This is a genomic window from Pseudomonas sp. SDO5215_S409 (genome assembly GCF_054071325.1).
In genome coordinates this window covers 1-20387 of record NZ_JBSVWN010000067.1, presented here as the reverse complement: position 1 = coordinate 20387, position 20387 = coordinate 1, and the positions used below count along the sequence as shown (strand labels likewise).

At 62.6% G+C, this 20387-nt stretch carries 17 protein-coding genes; 2 read left to right on the top strand and 15 right to left on the bottom strand.

Translation table 11 applies throughout. From position 1 onward, the window contains the following. Positions 1–29: 29 nt before the first annotated feature. The 9 genes from ACW9H9_RS25300 to leuC all read right to left on the bottom strand — a co-directional run bounded on the left by ACW9H9_RS25300 (position 30) and on the right by leuC (position 10760). Positions 30–662 (bottom strand): phosphoribosylanthranilate isomerase, encoded by a 633-nt coding sequence (locus tag ACW9H9_RS25300; protein ID WP_457346067.1) that lies wholly within the window; start codon positions 660–662, stop codon positions 30–32. A 64-nt stretch (positions 663–726) separates the two neighbouring features. Continuing rightward, on the bottom strand, positions 727–1551 hold the full coding sequence (gene truA, locus ACW9H9_RS25295) for a tRNA pseudouridine(38-40) synthase TruA (RefSeq protein WP_457346076.1): 825 nt from the start codon (positions 1549–1551) through the stop codon (positions 727–729). A gap of 172 nt (positions 1552–1723) precedes the next feature. Further along, on the bottom strand, positions 1724–4240 hold the full coding sequence (locus ACW9H9_RS25290) for a FimV/HubP family polar landmark protein (protein WP_457346065.1): 2517 nt from the start codon (positions 4238–4240) through the stop codon (positions 1724–1726). A 162-nt stretch (positions 4241–4402) separates the two neighbouring features. Continuing rightward, positions 4403–5413, bottom strand: a complete 1011-nt coding sequence (locus ACW9H9_RS25285) for an aspartate-semialdehyde dehydrogenase (RefSeq protein ID WP_457346064.1) — start codon at positions 5411–5413, stop codon at positions 4403–4405. 128 nt (positions 5414–5541) lie between these two features. Further along, positions 5542–6654, bottom strand: coding sequence for an aspartate-semialdehyde dehydrogenase (gene asd / locus ACW9H9_RS25280; RefSeq protein WP_457346062.1), 1113 nt, complete (start codon positions 6652–6654; stop codon positions 5542–5544). 64 nt (positions 6655–6718) lie between these two features. Next, the gene (gene leuB / locus ACW9H9_RS25275; protein ID WP_457346060.1) at positions 6719–7801 is read right to left on the bottom strand and encodes a 3-isopropylmalate dehydrogenase; all 1083 of its coding nucleotides are present in this window, start codon (positions 7799–7801) and stop codon (positions 6719–6721) included. Between the two features lie 53 nt (positions 7802–7854). Beyond that, a complete protein-coding gene (locus ACW9H9_RS25270; protein WP_457346059.1) occupies positions 7855–8619 on the bottom strand; it encodes a class I SAM-dependent methyltransferase in 765 nt (254 codons plus the stop codon). Between the two features lie 67 nt (positions 8620–8686). Beyond that, positions 8687–9331 (bottom strand): 3-isopropylmalate dehydratase small subunit, encoded by a 645-nt coding sequence (gene leuD, locus ACW9H9_RS25265; protein ID WP_457346058.1) that lies wholly within the window; start codon positions 9329–9331, stop codon positions 8687–8689. A gap of 10 nt (positions 9332–9341) precedes the next feature. After that, complete coding sequence (gene leuC / locus ACW9H9_RS25260; protein ID WP_457346057.1) at positions 9342–10760, bottom strand: 3-isopropylmalate dehydratase large subunit; 1419 nt, start codon at positions 10758–10760, stop codon at positions 9342–9344. Positions 10761–10899: 139 nt separating this feature from the next. Between leuC and ACW9H9_RS25255 the strand changes: the two genes are divergently transcribed. Next, positions 10900–11790, top strand: coding sequence for a LysR family transcriptional regulator (locus ACW9H9_RS25255; protein WP_457346055.1), 891 nt, complete (start codon positions 10900–10902; stop codon positions 11788–11790). Positions 11791–11853: 63 nt separating this feature from the next. Next, complete coding sequence (locus tag ACW9H9_RS25250; protein ID WP_457346054.1) at positions 11854–14760, top strand: EAL domain-containing protein; 2907 nt, start codon at positions 11854–11856, stop codon at positions 14758–14760. Here ACW9H9_RS25250 and ACW9H9_RS25245 read toward each other — a convergent pair. From ACW9H9_RS25245 to ACW9H9_RS25220, 6 genes are all read right to left on the bottom strand, one after another. Continuing rightward, positions 14757–15782 carry a hypothetical protein gene (locus tag ACW9H9_RS25245; protein WP_457346053.1) on the bottom strand — a complete coding sequence of 342 codons (1026 nt, stop codon included), beginning with the start codon at positions 15780–15782 and terminating at the stop codon, positions 14757–14759. The genes ACW9H9_RS25250 and ACW9H9_RS25245 overlap by 4 nt on opposite strands. A gap of 307 nt (positions 15783–16089) precedes the next feature. After that, on the bottom strand, positions 16090–16809 hold the full coding sequence (locus ACW9H9_RS25240; protein WP_457346052.1) for a hypothetical protein: 720 nt from the start codon (positions 16807–16809) through the stop codon (positions 16090–16092). A 425-nt stretch (positions 16810–17234) separates the two neighbouring features. Continuing rightward, positions 17235–18194, bottom strand: coding sequence for a tRNA dihydrouridine synthase (locus ACW9H9_RS25235; RefSeq protein ID WP_457346051.1), 960 nt, complete (start codon positions 18192–18194; stop codon positions 17235–17237). Positions 18195–18235: 41 nt separating this feature from the next. Beyond that, complete coding sequence (locus tag ACW9H9_RS25230) at positions 18236–18685, bottom strand: acyl-CoA thioesterase (protein ID WP_457346050.1); 450 nt, start codon at positions 18683–18685, stop codon at positions 18236–18238. 49 nt (positions 18686–18734) lie between these two features. Then, entirely contained in the window at positions 18735–19568 is an 834-nt protein-coding gene (locus ACW9H9_RS25225) for an alpha/beta fold hydrolase (RefSeq protein WP_457346049.1), read from the bottom strand. Positions 19569–19580: 12 nt separating this feature from the next. Next, a complete protein-coding gene (locus tag ACW9H9_RS25220; RefSeq protein ID WP_457346047.1) occupies positions 19581–20120 on the bottom strand; it encodes a TetR/AcrR family transcriptional regulator in 540 nt (179 codons plus the stop codon). Between the last annotated feature and the right edge of the window lie 267 nt (positions 20121–20387).

Sequence of the window (20387 nt, the reverse complement as noted above, 5' to 3'; positions counted from 1 at the left end):
AGTTATGGACGGCGGCAGACTGCCAGCCGTCACATCGTCCCGCTGCTGTCGCGCACTGCTTGCATGAATGCGCGAATCTTCGCGTGATCCTTGATGCCCTTGGCCTGCTCCACCCCGCCACTGACGTCCACGGCATAAGGCCGGACCTGCCGGATGGCATCACTCACATTGCCGGGGTTGAGCCCGCCCGCCAGGATGATCGGCGTGTTCAGGCCCTCGGGAATCAAAGACCAGTCAAAAGCCTCGCCGGTTCCACCGGGAACCCCTTCGACGTAGGTATCGAGCAAAATGCCCCGCGCGCCACCGTAAGCGGCACAGGCCGCCGCGATGTCATCGCCAGCCTTGACGCGCAGCGCCTTGATGTAAGGGCGCTGATAGCTTTCGCATTCATCGGGGGTTTCGTCGCCGTGAAACTGCAGCATGTCCAGTTGCACAGCATCGAGGGTTTCGTTGAGTTCGCAACGGCTGGCGTTGACGAACAACCCCACCGTGGTCACGAACGGCGGCAACGCGGCGATGATCGCCCGCGCCTGCAGCACGTTGACCGCCCGCGGGCTCTTGGCATAGAACACGAAGCCGATGGCATCCGCCCCCGCCTCGACTGCCGCCAATGCGTCCTCGATCCGGGTAATCCCGCAAATCTTGCTGCGAACGGCTGACATAGGGCTGAAACCTCAGGGGCTGATCCGAGAAAGTCCCGGATGGTAACAAATGCTTTTCCGGGCGTCAGCCGTCAAGTTCGGTGAAACCTGTCAGGAAATGTGGCCCGAGAAAGCGCTCCGGCAATTGGAACTCGTCGCGGTACTCCACGCCCACCAGGTACAGGCCAAACGGATGCGCCGTCACCCCGCCCGTGCGGCGCACCCGGCTTTCGAGCACTTCTTTTGCCCACGCTACCGGCCGCTCGCCAGCCCCAATGGTCATCAGCACCCCGGCGATGTTGCGCACCATGTGGTGCAGGAAAGCGCCGGCACGGATGTCCAACACGATCATCTTGCCGTGACGGGTCACCCGCAGATGGTGGACTTCCTTGATCGGCGACTTGGCCTGGCATTGCCCGGCACGAAAGGCGCTGAAATCGTGCACACCCACCAGATGGCGGGCCGCCTGTGCCATGCGCTCGACGTCGAGCGGGCGGTGGTTCCAGGTGATTTCTTCGTTCAGATGGGCCGGGCGGATCTGGTCGTTGTAGATCACATAGCGATAACGCCGGGCGATCGCCTTGAAGCGCGCATGAAAGTGCGACGGCATGACCTTGGCCCAGCTGACACTGACATCGTGGGGCAAATTGATATTGGCGCCCATCACCCACGCCTTCATCGAGCGCTCGGCCTGGGTGTCAAAGTGCACCACCTGCCCGCACGCATGCACGCCCGCATCCGTACGCCCGGCGCACATCAGGGACACCGGCGAATCGGCGACGGTCGACAGGGCTTTTTCCAGGGTTTCCTGCACAGTCGGCACACCCGACGCCTGACGCTGCCAGCCGCGGTAACGCGAACCTTTGTATTCCACGCCCAAGGCGATCCGGAAAAAGCCTTCTGCCGCCATTTCGGCCGCCGGGTTATCTATATTTGCCAAGAACTGAGAGCCTGATGAGCTGCGCAAAGGCGGCCATTATAAGGGCGCATTCCAGGGATGCCATGGCCGGGCCGGTTTTAGTTGCCCGCAGCCCTTACAAAAACGGCAGCCCGAGGGCTGCCGTTTTATGACGCACTGCCTGTCAAGCCAGCTTGCCGAGCATTTCCTTGGCTTCGCTACGCTGGCCGTCATCGCCTTCGGTGAGCACTTCGGAAAGGATATCCCGCGCACCGTCAGCGTCGCCCATGTCGATAAAGGCCTGGGCCAGGTCGAGTTTGGTCGCGACTTCATCCGTGCCCGAAAGGTAATCAAACCCTGGCTCATCGTCCGCCAGCGCCGCGTCTTCGGCGGTAAAGGACGGCTCGAGCGGCGGGTGCTCCAGGCTCTGCGACAAGCGCTCAAGCTCGGCATTCACATCATCGAGCTCCGAAGCAAACGCATCGGGCTGGCTTGCCGCTGGCGCTTCAGGCTCGTCAGCCAGGGACAGGTCGAAATCTTCCGGTAGCTCCAGGTCATCCAGCGCGGTCGGCGTCAGGGTCGGCGGCTCCACGGGCGGCAAGTCTTTCATCTGCTCTTCGAGGCCCGACAGGAAATCATCGTCAGACTGCGCCGAAGCAGGCGGGTCAAGTTGCAGGTCCAGGTCAAAGTCCGACAGGTCTTCCTCGCTGGCCCGGGCGTCGGTTTGCTGCTGCATCACCGCCTCAAAGCTCAGCTCGTCTGGCTGCGTGTGGACATCGGAGGGTGACGCCGCTTCCAGGTCGTCCAGGCTCAGGTCGAAATCGGTGTCGAAAATGTCCGTTTCGGCCACCGCAGGCGCAGGCTCGTCTTTGAGCAGGTCCTTGACGTATTGCGCATCCAGCGCAGCCGCCGCCACTGCCGCGCTCACGCCAGCGGCAAACACGGCCATGGCCGGGAAGCGGCTTTTGAGTTGTTCCACCTGCGCATGGTTTTCACCGTTGGCAACCAACTGACGCTCCTGGCTGACAAACCCGTCCTTGTTACCCTGCAAGCCATACACTTCCATCAGCTTGATACGCAGGTCGCTGCGCGCAGGTTCCAGCTTGATCGCCTCTTCCAGCACTTCGGCGGCCTGGTTCAGGTGGCCACGGTCCAGATGGGATTGCGCTTGCGCCAAGGCATCGGCAGGACGCTCGGCGGCCACGGCGGCGGCGAGTGGTGCAAGCACCGGCGCGACCACAGGCGCCACGACGGGTGCCGGAACCGGTTTAGCCTCGGGCTCTGGCACCTCAAGGCCTTCAAAGCTGTCGGACGGCAGGTCGTGGTCGAGGTTTGACGAGAATTCCGGCGCCTCCGCCAGCGCTCGCGCCATGCGCAAGTGCTTTTCTTCTTCCAGGCGCGCATTTCGATGACGCGCCCACAACAGCAACAGCAGCAACACCAGCAAACCGGCCGCGCCACCGATCACGCCAAGGACGATAGGGTTGGTGAGCAACTCGTTGAACTTACCTTCCGTGCTGGCCGGGGCAGCCTCGGGCTTGGCCGGGGCTTCAGCGGGCGCCGTCACCGGTGCAGCCGCTTGCGCAGCAGCAGGCGCCGGGACCACCTCGGCGGGCATTGCCGCAGGCTGGGCCGGTACGGCGCCGTCGGCTTGCAATTTGGCGAGCTGGTTGTTCTTGAGTTCGATCAGCCGCTGCAGCTTGTCCTGCTGGCTTTGCAGGTCGGCCAAACGGCTTTTCAGTTCTTCATTTTCGCGACGAGTCGAATCCAGGCTTTCCTGGGTCACCGCCAATTTGTTGTTCAAGGCCTGGCTGTCACGCGCGCCGCCCTTGACGCCTTTTTTGGCCGCCTCGGCCGACACCAGGCTCAAGTTGTCCTTGGCCTGGGTCTGAGCCGGGGCGTTACCGGCCTGGGTCCGCTTGGTGGCGTCCAGTTGCTGCTTGCCAGCCGGCTGGTTAGCCGTGCGGCGGCCTTGGCGCCAGGCGGTGTTTTGTGCGCTCACCTCGGCAATCGCCTCGGGTTGCGGCAGGCTGGTGCTCTGCCCCGCGTCCGGCAGGCGCAGGACCTGGCCGGTTTTCAAACGGTTGATGTTGCCGTCGATAAACGCATCGGGGTTCAACGCCTGAATCGCCAGCATGGTCTGCTGCACCGAGGCACCATTGCGATTCTTGGCGGCGATTTCCCACAAGGTATCGCGCGAAGTCGTCGTGTGTTCTTTGGGTTTGCTGACAGGCGTTGCGGCGGTGACCGGCGCATTCAAGCGTGGCGCGGCGCCCGCAGGGGCCGGGGTTTGCTGGTCGAACTTGGCCGGGTCGAGCAACACGCTGTAGTCGCGCATCAGTCGGCCATTGGGCCATTGCACCTGCAACAGGAAACGCACGTAGGCGTCTGGCAACGGCTTGCTGGAGGTGACGCGCACCACACTGCGACCAGCGGGGTTGACCACCGGGGTAAAGGTCAGTTGGTCCAGAAACGCCTGGCGGTCAACGCCTGCATCCACGAAGGCCTGGGACGACGCAAGGCTGGGCACGATTTCGGACGCGCTGAGGCCGCCCACATCAAGCAGTTCGATTTCCACCGACAGCGGCTGGTTCAACTTCGACTTGAGGGTCATCTCCCCAAGCTGCAGCGCCTGCGCCATACCGGAGGACAGCGCCGACGCGGCCGCTATTGCTAACACCAGTTTGCGAACTTGAACCATAGCCTCATCCTTTGTCTGAACACTCCCCGGCTTGCGAGAAGGTGGGTAACCGCTGCCATTAGGCATGGCGAGCCGATAGGTTACCGACGCGCAAATTTTCCTGCCTGGGGCCAAGCATAGCGCCTGGCTAGAATCAATCTACAAATTGGCGCCAAGTATCTTTTACACAAGGCCTTTTATCAACAACTGCGCCAGTTGAACCGCATTCAGCGCAGCGCCTTTGCGCACGTTATCTGACGTCAGCCACAGATTTAGTTCCGCATCATCATCAACGCCGCTACGAACCCGACCGACGTACACCACATCCTGCCCCACCGCATCCCCAACGGCAGTAGGATAATCGCCCGCCTCGACGAGCTCGATGCCGTCTGCCGCGTCGAGAGCGCGATTGACCGCCGCCAGGTCCACCGGGGCACCCAACTGCAGCGTGACACTCAGGCTATCGCCAAAAAACACCGGGGCTTGAACGCAGGTTGCGGAAATCTTCAGTAATGGTAATTCCAGGACGGCACGCAGTTCGTGCACTAGGCGGGTTTCCAGGGCGGTGTGCCCCTGGGCATCCGGCTTGCCGACTTGCGCCAACACGTTAAACGCCACTTGCCGATCAAAGAACGCCGGTTCCAGCGGGCGCATGTTTAACAGCTCTGCGGTTTGCCGGGCCAGTTCGCTGACGGCTTCACGCCCTTGGGTGGACATGGCCAGGCTGGCCGCGACGTTCACGCGCTGAATGTCCAGCCACCCACGCAGCGGCGCCAAGGCCACGGCCACCGCGGTGGCACAGGCACTCGGGCTGGCAACCTGGAACGGCTTTTTAAGCCCCGCCAAGACGTGGGCGTTGGCTTCCGGCACCACCTGTGGCACCTGCTCCAGCGGCAACGCGCCGGATAAATCGATAAACGAGCACCCGGCCGCGGTCGCCCGTGGCGCAAAACTCAAGGTGACCGCCGGGCCCGCGGCAAAGAACGCCAGCTGCACCTTATTGAAGTCAAACGCGTCCACCTCCCGCACCCGCACGTTTTTGCCGCGAAACGGCACCGAGGCGCCCGCCGACTCGCTGCTGGCCAGCAGGTGCAGGTCGCCGACCGGAAAGTCCAGCTCTTCCAGGATCTGTACCAGGGTTTCACCCACGGTGCCGGTGGCGCCGATCACGGCGATGTCAAAGGTCTGGGTCACGGGGTTTCCTCGGGCATACGGGGGGAGCGGCACTTTACCGGGCGGGTACGGGCGAGGCAATTGATCGCCAGCCATTAAAAAACCCGCGCCTGTCACCAGAGCGCGGGTTTGTTCAGCACTTCAAGCCATTAACGCTCGAGCAGGATCCGCAGCATGCGACGCAGCGGCTCGGCCGCGCCCCACAACAGTTGGTCGCCCACGGTGAACGCGCCCAGGTACTGGGTGCCCATGTTCAGCTTGCGCAGACGGCCCACCGGGATGTTCAGGGTGCCGGTGACCTTGGTCGGGCTCAGCTCCTGCATGCTGATGTCGCGGTTGTTCGGCACCAGCTTGACCCAGGGGTTGTGCTGGCTGATCAGCCCTTCGATGTCGGCGATCGGCACATCTTTGTTCAGCTTGATGGTCAGCGCCTGGCTGTGGCAGCGCATGGCGCCGATGCGCACGCAGATGCCGTCCACCGGGATCGGGCTCTTGAAGCGGCCCAGGATCTTGTTGGTTTCGGCCTGGGCCTTCCACTCTTCGCGGCTCTGGCCGTTGGGCAGTTCTTTGTCGATCCAAGGGATCAGGCTGCCTGCCAGCGGTACGCCGAAGTTCTCGGTGGGGTAAGCGTCGCTGCGCATGGCTTCGGCCACACGGCGGTCGATGTCCAGGATCGCGCTGGCAGGGTCTGCCAGTTGGTCGGCCACCGCGGCGTGGGTCGCGCCCATTTGCTTGATCAGTTCACGCATGTTCTGCGCGCCGGCACCGGAGGCCGCCTGATACGTCATGGCGCTCATCCACTCCACCAGGCCGGCTTCAAACAGCCCGCCCAGGCCCATCAGCATCAGGCTGACGGTGCAGTTGCCGCCGATGTAGTTCTTGGTGCCCGCGTCCAACTGCTGGTCGATGACCTTGCGGTTCACCGGGTCCAGGATGATCACCGCGTCGTCCTGCATGCGCAGGCTGGAAGCGGCATCGATCCAGTAACCCTGCCAGCCGGCTTCACGCAGCTTGGGGAACACTTCGCTGGTGTAGTCGCCGCCCTGGCAGGTCAGAATCACGTCGAGGGTCTTCAGCTCTTCAATGCTGTAGGCGTCCTTGAGCGGGGCAATGTCCTTGCCCACGGACGGCCCTTGGCCACCGACATTCGAAGTGGTGAAAAACACCGGCTCAATAAGATCGAAATCCTGCTCTTCCAGCATCCGCTGCATGAGCACGGAACCGACCATACCGCGCCAACCGATCAGACCTACACGTTTCATCGCAACTACACCTTGTTAAAAAGTGGGCCGCCTTGCAGCAACAACTGCAAGCGGGCCCGAGAGATTACAGATTACGCAGCGCGGCGACTACTGCATCGCCCATTTCTTGCGTGCCGACTTTGGTGCAACCCTGGGACCAGATATCGCCCGTGCGCAGGCCTTGATCCAACACCAGGCTCACGGCCTTTTCGATGGCGTCGGCGGCATCCGCCAGGTTGAAGCTGTAACGCAACATCATGGACACCGACAAAATGGTCGCCAGCGGGTTGGCAATGCCTTGCCCGGCGATGTCCGGCGCAGAGCCGTGGCAAGGCTCGTACATGCCCTTGTTGTTGGTGTCCAGCGAGGCCGACGGCAGCATGCCGATGGAGCCGGTGAGCATCGAGGCCTGGTCGGACAGGATGTCGCCGAACAGGTTGTCCGTGACAATAACGTCAAATTGCTTCGGTGCACGCACCAATTGCATCGCCGCGTTATCGACGTACATGTGGCTCAGCTCGACGTCCGGGTAATCCCGTGCAACCTGCTCGACGATTTCACGCCACAGTTGGCTGGAGGCCAGCACGTTGGCCTTGTCCACCGAGCAGACTTTCTTGCCGCGCACGCGGGCCATGTCGAAACCGACACGGGCGATACGGCGGATTTCGCTTTCGCTGTACGGCAGGGTGTCGTAGGCCTGGCGCTCGCCGTTTTCCAGCTCACGCACGCCGCGGGGCGCGCCAAAGTAGATACCGCCGGTCAGTTCACGCACGATCAGGATGTCCAGGCCCGCCACCACGTCAGGCTTGAGGCTCGACGCGTCGGCCAGTTGCGGGTACAGGATGGCCGGGCGCAGGTTGCCGAACAGGCCCAGTTGGGCACGGATTTTCAGCAGGCCGCGCTCTGGGCGGATGTCACGCTCGATCTTGTCCCATTTCGGGCCGCCCACCGCGCCCAGCAGCACCGCATCGGCAGCACGGGCGCGGTCCAGGGTTTCGTCAGCCAGGGGCACGCCGTGCTTGTCGATGGCCGCGCCACCGATCACGTCGTGGCTCAATTCGAAGCCCAGGCTGTACTTACTGTTGGCCAGTTCCAGGACCTTGACCGCTTCGGCCATGATTTCCGGACCAATACCGTCGCCTGGAAGAATCAGAATCTGCTTGCTCATGCGTTCCTCGTTTCAATCGGGCGACCTGCCCACCGGCAGGTCGGGAAAAATAATCAGCGTTCGGCCCACACCACCAGCACGTCGGTGCTGAAGGTGCCGTCGGCTTGAATCTCGAAATAATCGCGCACTTCCTGGCCCATCGCCTGCTGCAACGCAAGGATCGCGGCGCGCAGTACAGGCGGCGTGCGCATGCGTTCGACCCAGGAGGTGTATTCCAGGCGCAGGCGCTGGCGGGTGCTGCTGCGTACATGCAAACCGGCTTCGCTGAGCTGGCCCACCCATTCGGCGGCGGAGTAATCGCGCACGTGGCTGGTGTCGCGCAGTACTTCGACGGTTTGCAGGTAAGTGTCCAACAACGGGCTGCCCGGCGACAAGACGTCGATAAACGCCGCCACGCCACCAGGTTTCAACACCCGGCGCACTTCGCGCAGGGCCAGGCCCAGGTCGCTCCAGTGGTGGGCCGAGTAGCGACTGAAGACAAAGTCGAACTCGCCATCGACGAACGGCAGCTGTTCAGCCGCGCCGTTGACGGTGCGGATATTGGTCAAGCCGCGATCTTGCGCAGCGCCCGCCACCACCTCAAGCATCTGTTGGGACAGGTCGTAGGCCACCACTTCTTTAACCAGCGGCGCCACATGGAAACTCACATGCCCGGCCCCGCAGCCCAAATCCAGCACCCGTGCATCGCCCTGCCCGGCCAGTTCGGCTTGCAGCAGTGCGAATTCGGTGCCTTGAGCGTGAACGGCGCTGCTCAGGTAGGCCGAGGCTTGTTCGCCGAATTGTTTTTGCACGACGTGGGTATGGGCGGTGGTGGTCATGGTGGTTTTCCTTGGGTTTTGGGGTGGCAGTGCTGCCCGCGAAGGGGCCCGCACGGCCTACCGCCCGTCAGGCATCGCGAAACAGCCAAGGCTGGCTGGCCCGGTGCTTGGCCTCGAAAGCGGCAATCGCGTCACCGTCCTGCAAGGTCAGGCCGATATCGTCCAGGCCGTTGATCAGGCAGTGCTTACGGAACGCATCCACTTCAAAGTGATACACCTTGCCGTCCGGGCGGGTCACGGTTTGCGCGGCCAGGTCCACGGTCAGTTGGTAGCCCACATTGGCTTCGACCTGCTTGAACAGCTCGTCCACTTCAGCGTCGGTCAAGATGATCGGCAGCAAGCCGTTCTTGAAGCTGTTGTTGAAGAAGATGTCGGCATAGCTCGGCGCAATGATGCTGCGAAAGCCATATTCTTCCAGGGCCCACGGCGCGTGTTCGCGGCTGGAGCCGCAGCCGAAGTTTTCCCGGGCCAGCAGCACACTGGCGCCCTGGTAGCGCTCGGCGTTGAGCACGAAGTCTTTGTTCAGCGGGCGCTTGGAGTTGTCCTGGTAGGCGTAGCCCACGTCCAGGTAGCGCCATTCGTCGAACAGGTTGGGGCCAAAGCCGGTGCGCTTGATCGACTTCAAGAACTGCTTGGGGATGATCTGGTCAGTGTCGACGTTGGCACGGTCCAAAGGCGCGACTAAGCCTGTGTGTTGGGTAAAAGCTCTCATCGGGTATTCCTCAGATCAATTCGCGAACGTCGATGAAACGACCGTTGACGGCAGCAGCGGCGGCCATGGCCGGGCTCACCAGGTGGGTACGGCCACCGGCGCCCTGACGGCCTTCGAAGTTACGGTTGGAGGTGGACGCGCAGTGCTCGCCCGACTCCAGGCGGTCCGGGTTCATGGCCAGGCACATGGAGCAGCCAGGCTCGCGCCATTCAAAACCGGCGTCGAGGAAGATCTTGTCAAGGCCCTCGGCCTCCGCTTGCTCTTTGACCAGGCCCGAGCCCGGCACCACGATGGCTTGCTTGATGGTCGAGGCCACTTTGCGGCCTTTGGCGATCACAGCGGCGGCGCGCAGGTCTTCGATGCGCGAGTTGGTGCAGGAACCGATGAAAACCCGGTCCAACTGAATGTCGGTGATTGCCTGGTTGGCTTTGAGGCCCATGTATTTCAAGGCACGCTCGATGGAGCCGCGCTTGACCAGGTCGGCTTCCTGGGCTGGGTCCGGCACGTTTTGGTCAACGGCCAGGACCATTTCCGGGGACGTGCCCCAGCTGACTTGCGGCTTGATCTGGGCCGCGTCCAGCTCCACCACAGTGTCGAACACCGCGTCGGCGTCGGACACCAGGTCTTTCCAGGCCTCGACCGCCGCGTCCCAATCGGCGCCCTGCGGTGCAAAAGGACGGCCCTTGACGTAGGCGACGGTTTTTTCGTCCGCCGCAACCATGCCCACGCGGGCACCGGCTTCGATGGACATGTTGCAGATGGTCATGCGGCCTTCGATGGACAAGTCGCGAATTGCGCTGCCGGCGAACTCGATCGCGTGGCCGTTACCACCGGCGGTGCCGATTTTGCCGATCACGGCCAGGACGATGTCCTTGGCGGTCACGCCGAACGGCAAGGTGCCTTCGACGGACACCCGCATGTTTTTCATTTTTTTGGCGACGAGGCACTGGGTGGCGAACACATGTTCCACCTCGGAGGTGCCGATACCGTGGGCCAATGCACCAAAGGCGCCGTGGGTGGACGTGTGGGAGTCACCGCACACCACGGTCATGCCCGGCAAGGTCGCGCCCTGCTCCGGGCCGATTACGTGGACGATGCCCTGGCGCACGTCGTTCATCTTGAATTCGGTGATGCCGTATTCGTCGCAGTAGTCGTCCAGGGTCTGCACCTGAAGACGCGACACCTGGTCGGTAATGGCTTCGATCCCGCCCTTGCGGTCCGGGGTGGTCGGCACGTTGTGGTCCGGGGTGGCGATGATCGAGTCGACGCGCCATGGCTTGCGCCCGGCCAGTCGCAGGCCTTCGAACGCTTGGGGCGAGGTCACTTCATGGATGATGTGACGGTCGATATAGATCAGCGACGACCCATCATCGCGCCGTTTCACTTCATGGGAATCCCAAAGCTTGTCGTAAAGCGTTTTGCCGGCCATCAGTCGGTCCTCATCAGCGTCTTTCTATGCCCTGGGCATTTCTATAACCCTTTGGCTTGTGAGGCTGATGGTATGGCGCTACATTAAATAACTCAAATTCATATTTTTTATGCTTTGGATTACCAACTGGAATAGATAAATGGACCTGGCCAACCTCAATGCTTTTATTGCCATTGCCGAAACCGGCAGCTTCTCCGGCGCCGGTGAACGGCTGCACCTGACCCAGCCCGCCATCAGCAAACGCATCGCCGGTCTTGAACAGCAATTAAAGGTGCGCCTGTTCGACCGCCTGGGCCGCGAAGTGGGCTTGACCGAAGCCGGGCGGGCCCTGCTGCCCCGCGCTTATCAGATCCTCAATGTGCTGGACGACACCCGCCGCGCGCTCACCAACCTCACTGGCGAAGTCAGCGGCCGCCTCACACTGGCCACCAGCCATCACATCGGCCTGCATCGCCTGCCGCCGGTGTTGCGCACGTTTACCCGGGATTACCCGAATGTCGCGCTGGATATTCAGTTCCTCGATTCAGAAGTGGCCTACGAAGAAATCCTCCACGGCCGCGCCGAAGTGGCGGTGATCACCTTGGCGCCGGAGCCGCACAGCCTGGTCCGCGCCACGCCGGTGTGGGACGACCCGCTGGACTTCGTGGTCGCCCCCGAACACAGCCTGATCCACAACCGCCACGTGAACCTTGCGGACATTGCCGGGCACCCGGCGGTGTTTCCCGGCGGCAACACCTTTACCCACCATATTGTCAGCCGGCTGTTCGAGGCCCAGGGCCTGACACCCAACATCGCCATGAGCACCAACTACCTGGAAACCATCAAGATGATGGTGTCCATCGGCCTGGCCTGGAGCGTGTTGCCGCGCACGATGCTCGATGACCAGGTGGCAAGTATCGCTTTGCCGGGCATACAGCTCACTCGCCAGCTAGGCTATATCGTGCACACCGAAAGGACGCTGTCGAACGCTGCGCGGGCTTTCATGAGCCTCTTGGATGCACAGGTCGATCTGCCAGGGAACCCGGCATGAAGCTGTGCCGCCTGGAGGCCTGAACACCCGCGCCGAACGCCCATCGAGCCAAGGCCCTTGATAATGCGCAACCCCTTCGAGTCCGCTCCACCCCTGCCCCGCCTCTACGCCCTGGACCCCCAGGAAGCAGAACAACGCTGGGACAGTGCGCCACAACTGCTGGCCGCGCTCAACGCGGCCAGGCTGGGCGCGTGGAGCTGGGAGATCGATACGGGCCGGATCAGCTGGTCGTGCGGCACCCAGGCGCTGTTTGGCTTCGACCCCCACCAGCCGCTTCCGGCCGACATGGACTACCTCGACCTGCTGGCCCCCACCGACCGTGCCCGGGTAGTGCGCGCCTTTGATGCGGTGCTGGCGGGCGAACCGTTCGAGCAGGCCATGCACCACCGCATCCAGTGGCCGGACGGCAGCCTGCACTGGCTGGAGATCAACGGCAGCCTGCTGCCGGGCAAGGCCGGGCGGCGGCAAATGATCGGGGTCATCCGTGAAGTCACCCACCAACGCGAACGCGAGCAAGCCCTCAAAGACAGCCAGGACCGCCTGGACCTGGCCCTGGAATCGGCGCAACTGGGCACCTGGGACTGGCACATCCCCAGCGGCATGCTCTACGGCTCGGCCCGCGCCGCGCAGTTACACGGGCTGGCGCCGCAGCCGTTCCACGAGTCGTTCGAGGCGTTTTTCGAAGGCATGCCCGACGAGGAACGCGAAGGCATGCGCAACGCCTATCGCACCCTGCGCGAGGGCCCCCAGGGCAACTATCAGCTCACCTACCGCGTGCAGCTCGAAGACGGCAGCTCCCGCTACCTGGAAAGCCGCGCACGCCTCTACCGCGACGACGACGGCAAGCCCCTGCGCATGGCCGGCACCTTGCTCGACATCACCGACCAGGTCGAACGCGAACAACGCTTGAGCGCCTCCGAAGAAAAGTTCGCCAGCCTGTTTCTCGTCAGCCCCGATCCCATCTGCCTGACGCGCCTGGAAACCGGCCAGTTCATCGAAATCAACCCGGCTTTCAGCCACACCTTTGGCTGGTCCCCCGAAGACGTGCTGCACAAAAACGCCGAGCAGATCGGCCTGTGGAGCGAGGCAAGCCCCCGCCAGCAACGCATTGAACAGGTGATCCGCGACCAGGCCTTGAGCAATGTGGCGATCCTGGTCCGGCACAAGGACGGGCAAATCCTGACCTGCGTGATTTCAAGCCGCCTGATCCAGGTGGGGGAACACGCGTGCATCGTCACCACCCTTCGCGACATCACCCAGCAACAGCGCGCAGAAGCGGCGCTCAAGGCCAGCGAAGAGAAGTTCGCCAAGGCGTTTCACTCCAGCCCCGACGCGGTGTCGATCACCGAGCGCGATACCGGGCGCTACGTGGAGGTCAACGACGGTTTCTGCCGGCTGACCGGCTATCGGTCCGACGAGGCCATCGGCCTGACGCTCTACCAGATCGGCATCTGGGCCGACGAAAACCAGCGCGCGGCGCTCCTGGCTGAGCTGGCGATCAAGGGCCGCATCCATCACCTGGAAATGCTGTGGCAGAACAAGGCCGGGGAATTGCTGGCGGTGGAGGTGTCGGTCGAGCCCATCACCCTGAATGAAACCCCGTGCCTGCTGCTGACCGCCCGCGACGTGAGCCTGTTGAAAAACGCCCAGGCGCAGATCCGCCACCTGGCCTACCACGACCCGCTGACCAACCTGCCCAACCGCGCGCTGCTGATGGACCGCCTGAGCCAGCAGATCGCCCTGCTGCGGCGCCATAACTTGCGCGGCGCCCTGCTGTTTCTGGACCTGGACCACTTCAAGCACATCAACGATTCGCTGGGCCATCCGGTGGGCGACACCGTGCTGAAGATCGTCACCGCCCGCCTGGAAGCCAGCGTGCGCCTGGAAGACACCGTGGCCCGCCTGGGCGGCGATGAATTCGTGGTGCTGCTCAGTGGGCTGGAAGGCTCGCGCGCGCAAGTCAGCGCCCAAGTCCAGACATTGGCCGACACCCTGCGCGAATTGCTGTCCGAACCGATGTTTCTCGACGGCCATCGCTTGCAGGTCACGCCGAGCATGGGCGTGGCGCTGATCCCCGACCACGGCGCCACGCCCGCCGACTTGCTCAAGCGCGCCGACATCGCGCTGTACCGGGCCAAGGACTCGGGGCGCAACACCACGCAGATGTTTCACAACAGCATGCAAAAAACCGCCAGCGAGCGGTTGCGCATGGAAACCGACCTGCGCCAGGCCCTGGCCCGCGGTGAATTCAGCGTGCATTACCAACCCCAGGTGGACGCGCGCGGCAACCGCATCGTCGGCGCCGAGGCACTGGTGCGTTGGCAGCACCCGCAACTGGGCGCGCAATCACCAGCCGAGTTCATCAAGGTGCTGGAAGACAGCGGCCTGATCCTGGAAGTGGGCACCTGGATCCTCGATCAGGCCTGCGAGGCCTTTGCAGGCTTGATCGCCGAGGGCCTGGTAGACCCGCTCAACTTCACGCTGTGCGTGAACATCAGCCCCCGGCAGTTTCGCCAGAATGACTTCGTCGAGCGAGTGGAACACAGCCTGAACCGCCATCAACTGCCGTTCAGCCTGCTCAAACTGGAGATCACCGAAGGCATCGTGATTCAGAACCTGGACGACACGATCGGCAAAATGCGCCGCCTGAAAAAGCTCGGCGTCAGTTTTGCCATGGATGACTTCGGCACCGGCTATTCATCGCTGACCTACCTCAAGCGCCTGCCGGTGGATGCGCTGAAGATCGACCAGTCGTTTGTCCGTGACGCGACCCATGACCCGAACGATGCAGAAATCATCCGCGCCATTGTGGCCATGGCGCGCAGCCTGAACCTGGAAGTGATCGCCGAAGGTGTGGAAACCCCCGAACAGCTGGCGTTCCTGCAAGGGCTGGGCTGCCATTTGTACCAGGGGTATCTGCACAGCCGACCGTTGCCGATCGACGGTTTCCGCCAGTTGGTGGAGCGCTAGACCAGCTTCAGGGCACGTGCCCCGGTGCGCATCCAGTCGGATAGGGCCAGCTTCAGCTTCTGACCATACATATCCAGCATGCCGTCAATCACCACCACCGAGTGTTTGTAGTTGGCCAGGGTGCCAATGGCCCCTTGGGCCAGCTCCAAGTCAGTGCTTTCGCGGATGTAGGCGAACAGCCCGAGCCTGCGCAGCGACTCGCCCGGGGCTTCGCCGTCGTTGAGGGTCTGCAACGCCACCGTATAACTCTGCCCGCCACGGTGGTCGTTGTTTTCCAACTGAGCCCGCTTGGCGCTGACCGCGTACAAAAAGTTGGCGTCGTCGAGCAAGTCTGCGTCACTGCCCTTGAAATTTGACACGGCCCGGGCCTGCTCCAACTCATCCCGGCTCACGTGCAGCCTGAAGGCATCACGCATGACCACGTCAAACCCCTGGGGCGTCGGCGTGACCTGCCGGTAGATGCCTTGCGGGTGCTGCCCGAAGCGCATCATTGCCGCCTTGATCGCCGACACGGTGACGCAATTGCCTTCCACACCCTGGTAAAACCCGCTCCAGATATTGGCGGGTTTCACGCCTACAGGCGTGCCGGGCTTTTGTGGCACCGGGGCAGGTTGCAGGTCACGGCGGTCATTGAACAGCCGGTAGCCCTCACTGCGGTCGGGGCGCAGTCGCTCATCGTAATGGTGTTTCACGCCATCGAGCACAAACGCGGCGCCAAAGGTGTGGGTTTCCATCACCCCCGCCACGCCTTTGCCAGCCAGGTGCTGGGCGGGCACCCGTTGCGCAAGCCCATACACACCCATGCCCTGCAAGCACCGTTGCACTGTCTCGCCTGTGAGGGTCCTGGACAGCGCACCAGCAAAATCCGGCTGCTTGCCCGTGAGTTGCTGACGCTTGACGAAGGCGGCAAAGACAACGTTCGCCACGTTTACCGCTCCGGGGTCCGCACCACTGAAGCGTGAGGCCTGGGCGGCGCGTTGCAGTTCTTCGCGGGAAAGGTGCAGCTTGAATTCATCTTTCATGGTGATATCAAACCCGTCCCCCGCCGCCGCCATTGTTTTGAACAAGTCCAATGGACGTTTCCCAAACGTTGCCATCATCAACTGGATAACGGCCGCATGGGTGCTGGTATCAAAGTTCTCCCCAAACCGGCGTTGAGTTGTTTTAAAAGGCGTCACATTATGAACGGGCGTCTTTGCAGAGGACGCGGAGGATGGAACATTAACGTTCATATAGTTAAATGGCGCGCACGCCGACACAGCGAAGTTCATTAAAGTGACCTCGGGCAATTAATCGAATAAGAGGGTTAACAACAGTAAGACGGTGTTATCAAACCAGTGCGATGGCCTGCCCGTGTGTCGGCGCGCCTCCTTTGCGCCCCCATAGTTCCTCCTGGCCATTAATCACTGCCACCGAATGTGCCCGACGATTGACCATGCCCAACTGCCCGTTCGCCAACACCTTCACATTCACGGTGCGCATGTGCTTTCTCAAGCCCAGGCGCTTGAGGCCCTCCCCTGCGCCGTATTCGTCTTCGCCGTCATTGAGGCTGTCGATGGCGGCCTGATAGCTGCGAGCCGCACGGCCATCGTTGTTTTCCATCTGCGCCCGCTTGGCACTGACGGCATACAGAAATTGCGCATCCTTGAGCATGCCTTCATCGCTCCCGACAAAGCGCGCGCCCTGTGCGCCCTGAGCCAGCTCGGCGTCTGTGAGGGTCAGGGCGTAGTCGTCGCGCATGGTCACGCGGTAGCCATCGCCGACGCGTTGGACGTCCTTGAAGATGTCCGTGGGGCTCTGCCCGAACTTGTACATCGCGGCCTTGATGGCGGCTACGGTCACGCAATTGCCGTCGGGGCCCTGGCGAAAACCGCTCCAGATATTTTCGGGCTTGATGCCGTTGCGCTTGTCCGAGAGCCCGGGCAATGCGTCATCGACAACCCGCGGCATGGGTCGATCAGGGTCGGGCACGACGGTGGGTGTGTGATCGTTATCATCGGGCGTGTCCGGCACCCTGCTCAGCAACCGGCTGAAAAAGGACACGATCATTTCAATCACTTCCTTGAAACTGGAAGGGCCACCCCCGCCTCCCAAACCACCCGCCGCGGGTATATTCAGCTTCGCAACTTTTTCGTTCACGGCCGGTGCCGGGCAATTAAAGGTTTTTTCTTCGGCGGATTCAAAATGGGCTGCATACGCAGTGCCCGAATTCGAAATAAACATACATGCTCCTGTTGAACGTTAGTTGACGGCGTTATCCCCACACTTGAAACACCCAACTTGCCTTAACGTGCAAAAGTTGGACTCTCCCTCAGTGGCGCCCGCCCCAACGACGTTCCAGCGGATCACGTAACCGCACACTTCGGTGCTCATGAGTTGCAATAGGAAAAATCCGCAATTGCCGCGTGTCACTAAAAAGCAGCCAAGAAAAAGGGCGCCATTGGCGCCCTGGGTCAAACCGAATCGGTAAAGGCTCAGGCGGCTTGCGGGTGCGGCACGCCCAGCAAACGGCTGACCTGCGCCAAGTCGGTTTCCCGGCGCAACGCGGTAAACAGCTCTACGGCCTCGGGATAGTTGCGCGTGAGCATGGCCAGCCATTGCTTCAAACGGCCAGGCGCCTGGCGCTCGGTGAGTTGCTCCACCGACTGGCGCCAGAAGTCTTGCAGCAGAGGCTGCATCTGCGCCCAGGTCATTTCGACCACCTCTTCACCGGCCCGGGCCGCGGCAATCTGCCGGGCCAGGTCAGGGCGGGCCACCAGGCCACGGCCGAGCATGATGTCTTCCACGCCGCTGATTTCCCGGCAACGCCGCCAGTCTTCGACGCTCCAGATGTCACCGTTGGCAAACACCGGCACCTTGACCACGTCCTGCACCCGCGGGATCCACTCCCAGTGGGCCGGCGGTTTGTAGCCGTCAGCCTTGGTGCGCGCGTGCACCACGATATGCGCCGCACCGCCTTCAGCCAGCGCAGTGGCGCACACCAGCGCGCCGTCGGGGCTGTCGAACCCCAGGCGCATCTTGGCGGTGACCGGGATATGCGCCGGCACCGCGCGACGCACGTGCTCGACGATCTGGTTGAGCAGCTCCGGTTCTTTGAGCAACACCGCACCGCCACGGGATTTATTCACCGTTTTGGCCGGGCAGCCAAAGTTCAGGTCGATGACCTCAGAGCCCAGCTCACAGGCCAGCGCGGCGTTTTCCGCCAGGCACACCGGGTCCGAACCCAGCAGCTGCACGCGCAGCGGCACACCGGCCGCCGTCTGGGCGCCGGTCAGCAGTTCCGGGGCGAGCTTGTGGAAGTACGCCGGGGTCAGCAGGCGATCGTTGACGCGGATGAACTCGGTCACGCACCAATCGATACCGCCCACACGGGTCAAGACATCGCGCAGGATGTTGTCGACCAACCCCTCCATCGGCGCCAAAGCAATTTGCATGGAAAACACTCAACGAAAAACGTGGCGCAGTTTACTGGTTTTCACACGTCGGCAGGTAATCGGGCTTGCAGCGCCGGGCCATAGCCCTCCAGAAACGCCTCCGGCATGCGCTTGGGCTTGCCGGTGGACAGCTCGATACAGACAAAGGTGGTTTGTGCACGCAGCAAGGTCGTGCCATCGCTGGGCCGCAACAGCTGGAAATGCCGGGTCATCTTCAAGCGCTGATCCCAATCGACGATCCAGGTGCCCAGTTGCAGCTCATCGCCTTCGTAGCCTGCGGCGAGGTAATCGATCTCGTGCCGCACCACGGCCATGGCGCGGTCCAGGCGGCGGTATTCAGTGAGGTCCAAGCCCAGGCGCTGGGAGTGACGCCACGCGCAGCGCTCCAGCCAGGCCACGTAGACGGCGTTGTTGGCGTGCCCCAGGCCATCAATGTCCTCGGCACCGATCTGCAGATCGATGATAAACGGCGTTGCCAGATCCCAGCCCATGATTGCTCCCGGTCGATTAAAGTCGGCGGCAGGCAGTGTAACCCATGGCTCAGGCGGTTTGCCGCTGCGACACACGGCGACCGGCCAGCAGGCTCAGCACTGCGTCGATCACCCGGGGATCGGCCAGCACCCGATGATGGCCACCATGCTCGAGGCGCAGCAGGCGGCTGTCGAACCAGGCCTCATGGATCACCTGGGCGGCGTTGGCCGAAATAAAGGTGTCGTCTTCGGCGTGCACGATCAGGCCCGGAATAGTCAGCTGATAATGCGCCACGTCCAGGTGCTTGAGCGGCATGCCCAGGCTGTATTCGACCTCTTGGATAAACGCCGAACGCGCGCGGGACGGCAGGCCCATCATGCGTGCAAAACCGCCCAGCACATCCAGGAAACGCGACGGCGCCGCAATGCTCACCAAGGCCTCGGTACGCAGCCCCAGTTGCACCGCCAGCATCGCACTCGCGCCCCCCATGGAATGGCCAATCACGGCATGCAGCGGCGGCAACTCGGCAGCGGCTTCCAGCATGGCGCGGGCAAACAGCAGCACATGGGCCTCACGCCCGGGAGACTGGCCATGGGCAGGGCCGTCCAGGGCGATCACCGAATACCCGGCCTGCACCAGCGGCGCGATCAGGCTGGCAAATTGCGTGGGCCGCCCTTCCCAACCGTGCATCAGCAAGACCGCCGGGCCTTCGCCCCAGCGCAACGCCGACAGGCCAAAACGCAAGGTGAGACGCTCTGCTTGTGCGAGCACCGGCAATTCCCAGGCGCTGGGCGGTAGATCCCGGGGCGTCATGAACACCTTGCGCATCTTGCTCGCCACCGTGTGCGGCGCCAGCCGGCCCACGGTGCCATTCACGCGGCGTATCCAGGTCAAGGTGCCCATGTGTGTTGCTCCTTAGCGGACGGCTGACTTGGACGCGCGCAACACGCGGTCCGACAAGGCACACGGCCCCAACGCCCGGGCCAGCGCCAGGCCGCCAAACATCAGCGCCATGTCTGCCAGGGCCTTGTCCGTGTCTTCGGGGCTGGCGGCCAGTTGCGCGGCCATCAGTTCGATGTGCTCGTTCAGCGCCTCACGGAACGTGTCCGGCAGGCGGGTCATTTCGCCGACCGTGGCTGGGATCGGGCACGCCTTGGCCGTGGAGTCACGGTGCTTGCGGGACAGGTAGAACGCCGCCACCAAGGCCCGACGCTCATCACCGGGCACTTGGGGGTCGATGTCATCGATGGACGCACGACGCTGGGCCAGCAGCTGCTTGAAGGCTTCGAGCATCAGCGCATCCTTGCTGTCGAAATGCGCGTAGAAGCCACCGACCGTCAGCCCGGCCGCGCCCATCACTTCGCCCACACTGGGTTCAGCCGGACCACGCTGGATCAACGCAGCGCTGGCCGCCTGCAGGATGCGCTCACGGGTTTGTGCTTTTTTATCGCTCATCATTACCTCCGACTCTCATGAGTCGAATATTATTACCATAATCATATTTCGCAAGCGACAGACGCGACCGCTCGTCTGGCGAAATGCCGAATCAAAAAAGAGGGATAAGGATTTGTAGGGCGGGAACGGCGCAGAAAACCCAAACGCCAGAAAAACAAAAGGGCCATTCAATGATTGAATGACCCTCAAAAATCCCGCATAGCGGGTAAACGTGGCGTCCCCTAGGGGACTCGAACCCCTGTTACCGCCGTGAAAGGGCGGTGTCCT

Bases quoted from the DNA above. Each gene is read 5' to 3' on its own strand.
- ACW9H9_RS25255 (WP_457346055.1), top strand. From the start codon at position 10,900: ATGGACCTGGCCAACCTCAATGCTTTTATTGCCATTGCCGAAACCGGC.
- leuC (WP_457346057.1), bottom strand. From the start codon at position 10,760: ATGGCCGGCAAAACGCTTTACGACAAGCTTTGGGATTCCCATGAAGTG.
- leuB (WP_457346060.1), bottom strand. From the start codon at position 7,801: ATGAGCAAGCAGATTCTGATTCTTCCAGGCGACGGTATTGGTCCGGAA.
- ACW9H9_RS25235 (WP_457346051.1), bottom strand. From the start codon at position 18,194: ATGCAAATTGCTTTGGCGCCGATGGAGGGGTTGGTCGACAACATCCTG.
- ACW9H9_RS25225 (WP_457346049.1), bottom strand. From the start codon at position 19,568: ATGGGCACCTTGACCTGGATACGCCGCGTGAATGGCACCGTGGGCCGG.
- ACW9H9_RS25245 (WP_457346053.1), bottom strand. From the start codon at position 15,782: ATGAAAGATGAATTCAAGCTGCACCTTTCCCGCGAAGAACTGCAACGC.
- ACW9H9_RS25300 (WP_457346067.1), bottom strand. From the start codon at position 662: ATGTCAGCCGTTCGCAGCAAGATTTGCGGGATTACCCGGATCGAGGAC.
- ACW9H9_RS25240 (WP_457346052.1), bottom strand. From the start codon at position 16,809: ATGATCGTGTCCTTTTTCAGCCGGTTGCTGAGCAGGGTGCCGGACACG.
- leuD (WP_457346058.1), bottom strand. From the start codon at position 9,331: ATGAGAGCTTTTACCCAACACACAGGCTTAGTCGCGCCTTTGGACCGT.
- ACW9H9_RS25230 (WP_457346050.1), bottom strand. From the start codon at position 18,685: ATGGGCTGGGATCTGGCAACGCCGTTTATCATCGATCTGCAGATCGGT.
- ACW9H9_RS25220 (WP_457346047.1), bottom strand. From the start codon at position 20,120: ATGAGCGATAAAAAAGCACAAACCCGTGAGCGCATCCTGCAGGCGGCC.
- ACW9H9_RS25290 (WP_457346065.1), bottom strand. From the start codon at position 4,240: ATGGTTCAAGTTCGCAAACTGGTGTTAGCAATAGCGGCCGCGTCGGCG.
- ACW9H9_RS25250 (WP_457346054.1), top strand. From the start codon at position 11,854: ATGCGCAACCCCTTCGAGTCCGCTCCACCCCTGCCCCGCCTCTACGCC.
- ACW9H9_RS25270 (WP_457346059.1), bottom strand. From the start codon at position 8,619: ATGACCACCACCGCCCATACCCACGTCGTGCAAAAACAATTCGGCGAA.
- truA (WP_457346076.1), bottom strand. From the start codon at position 1,551: ATGGCGGCAGAAGGCTTTTTCCGGATCGCCTTGGGCGTGGAATACAAA.
- asd (WP_457346062.1), bottom strand. From the start codon at position 6,654: ATGAAACGTGTAGGTCTGATCGGTTGGCGCGGTATGGTCGGTTCCGTG.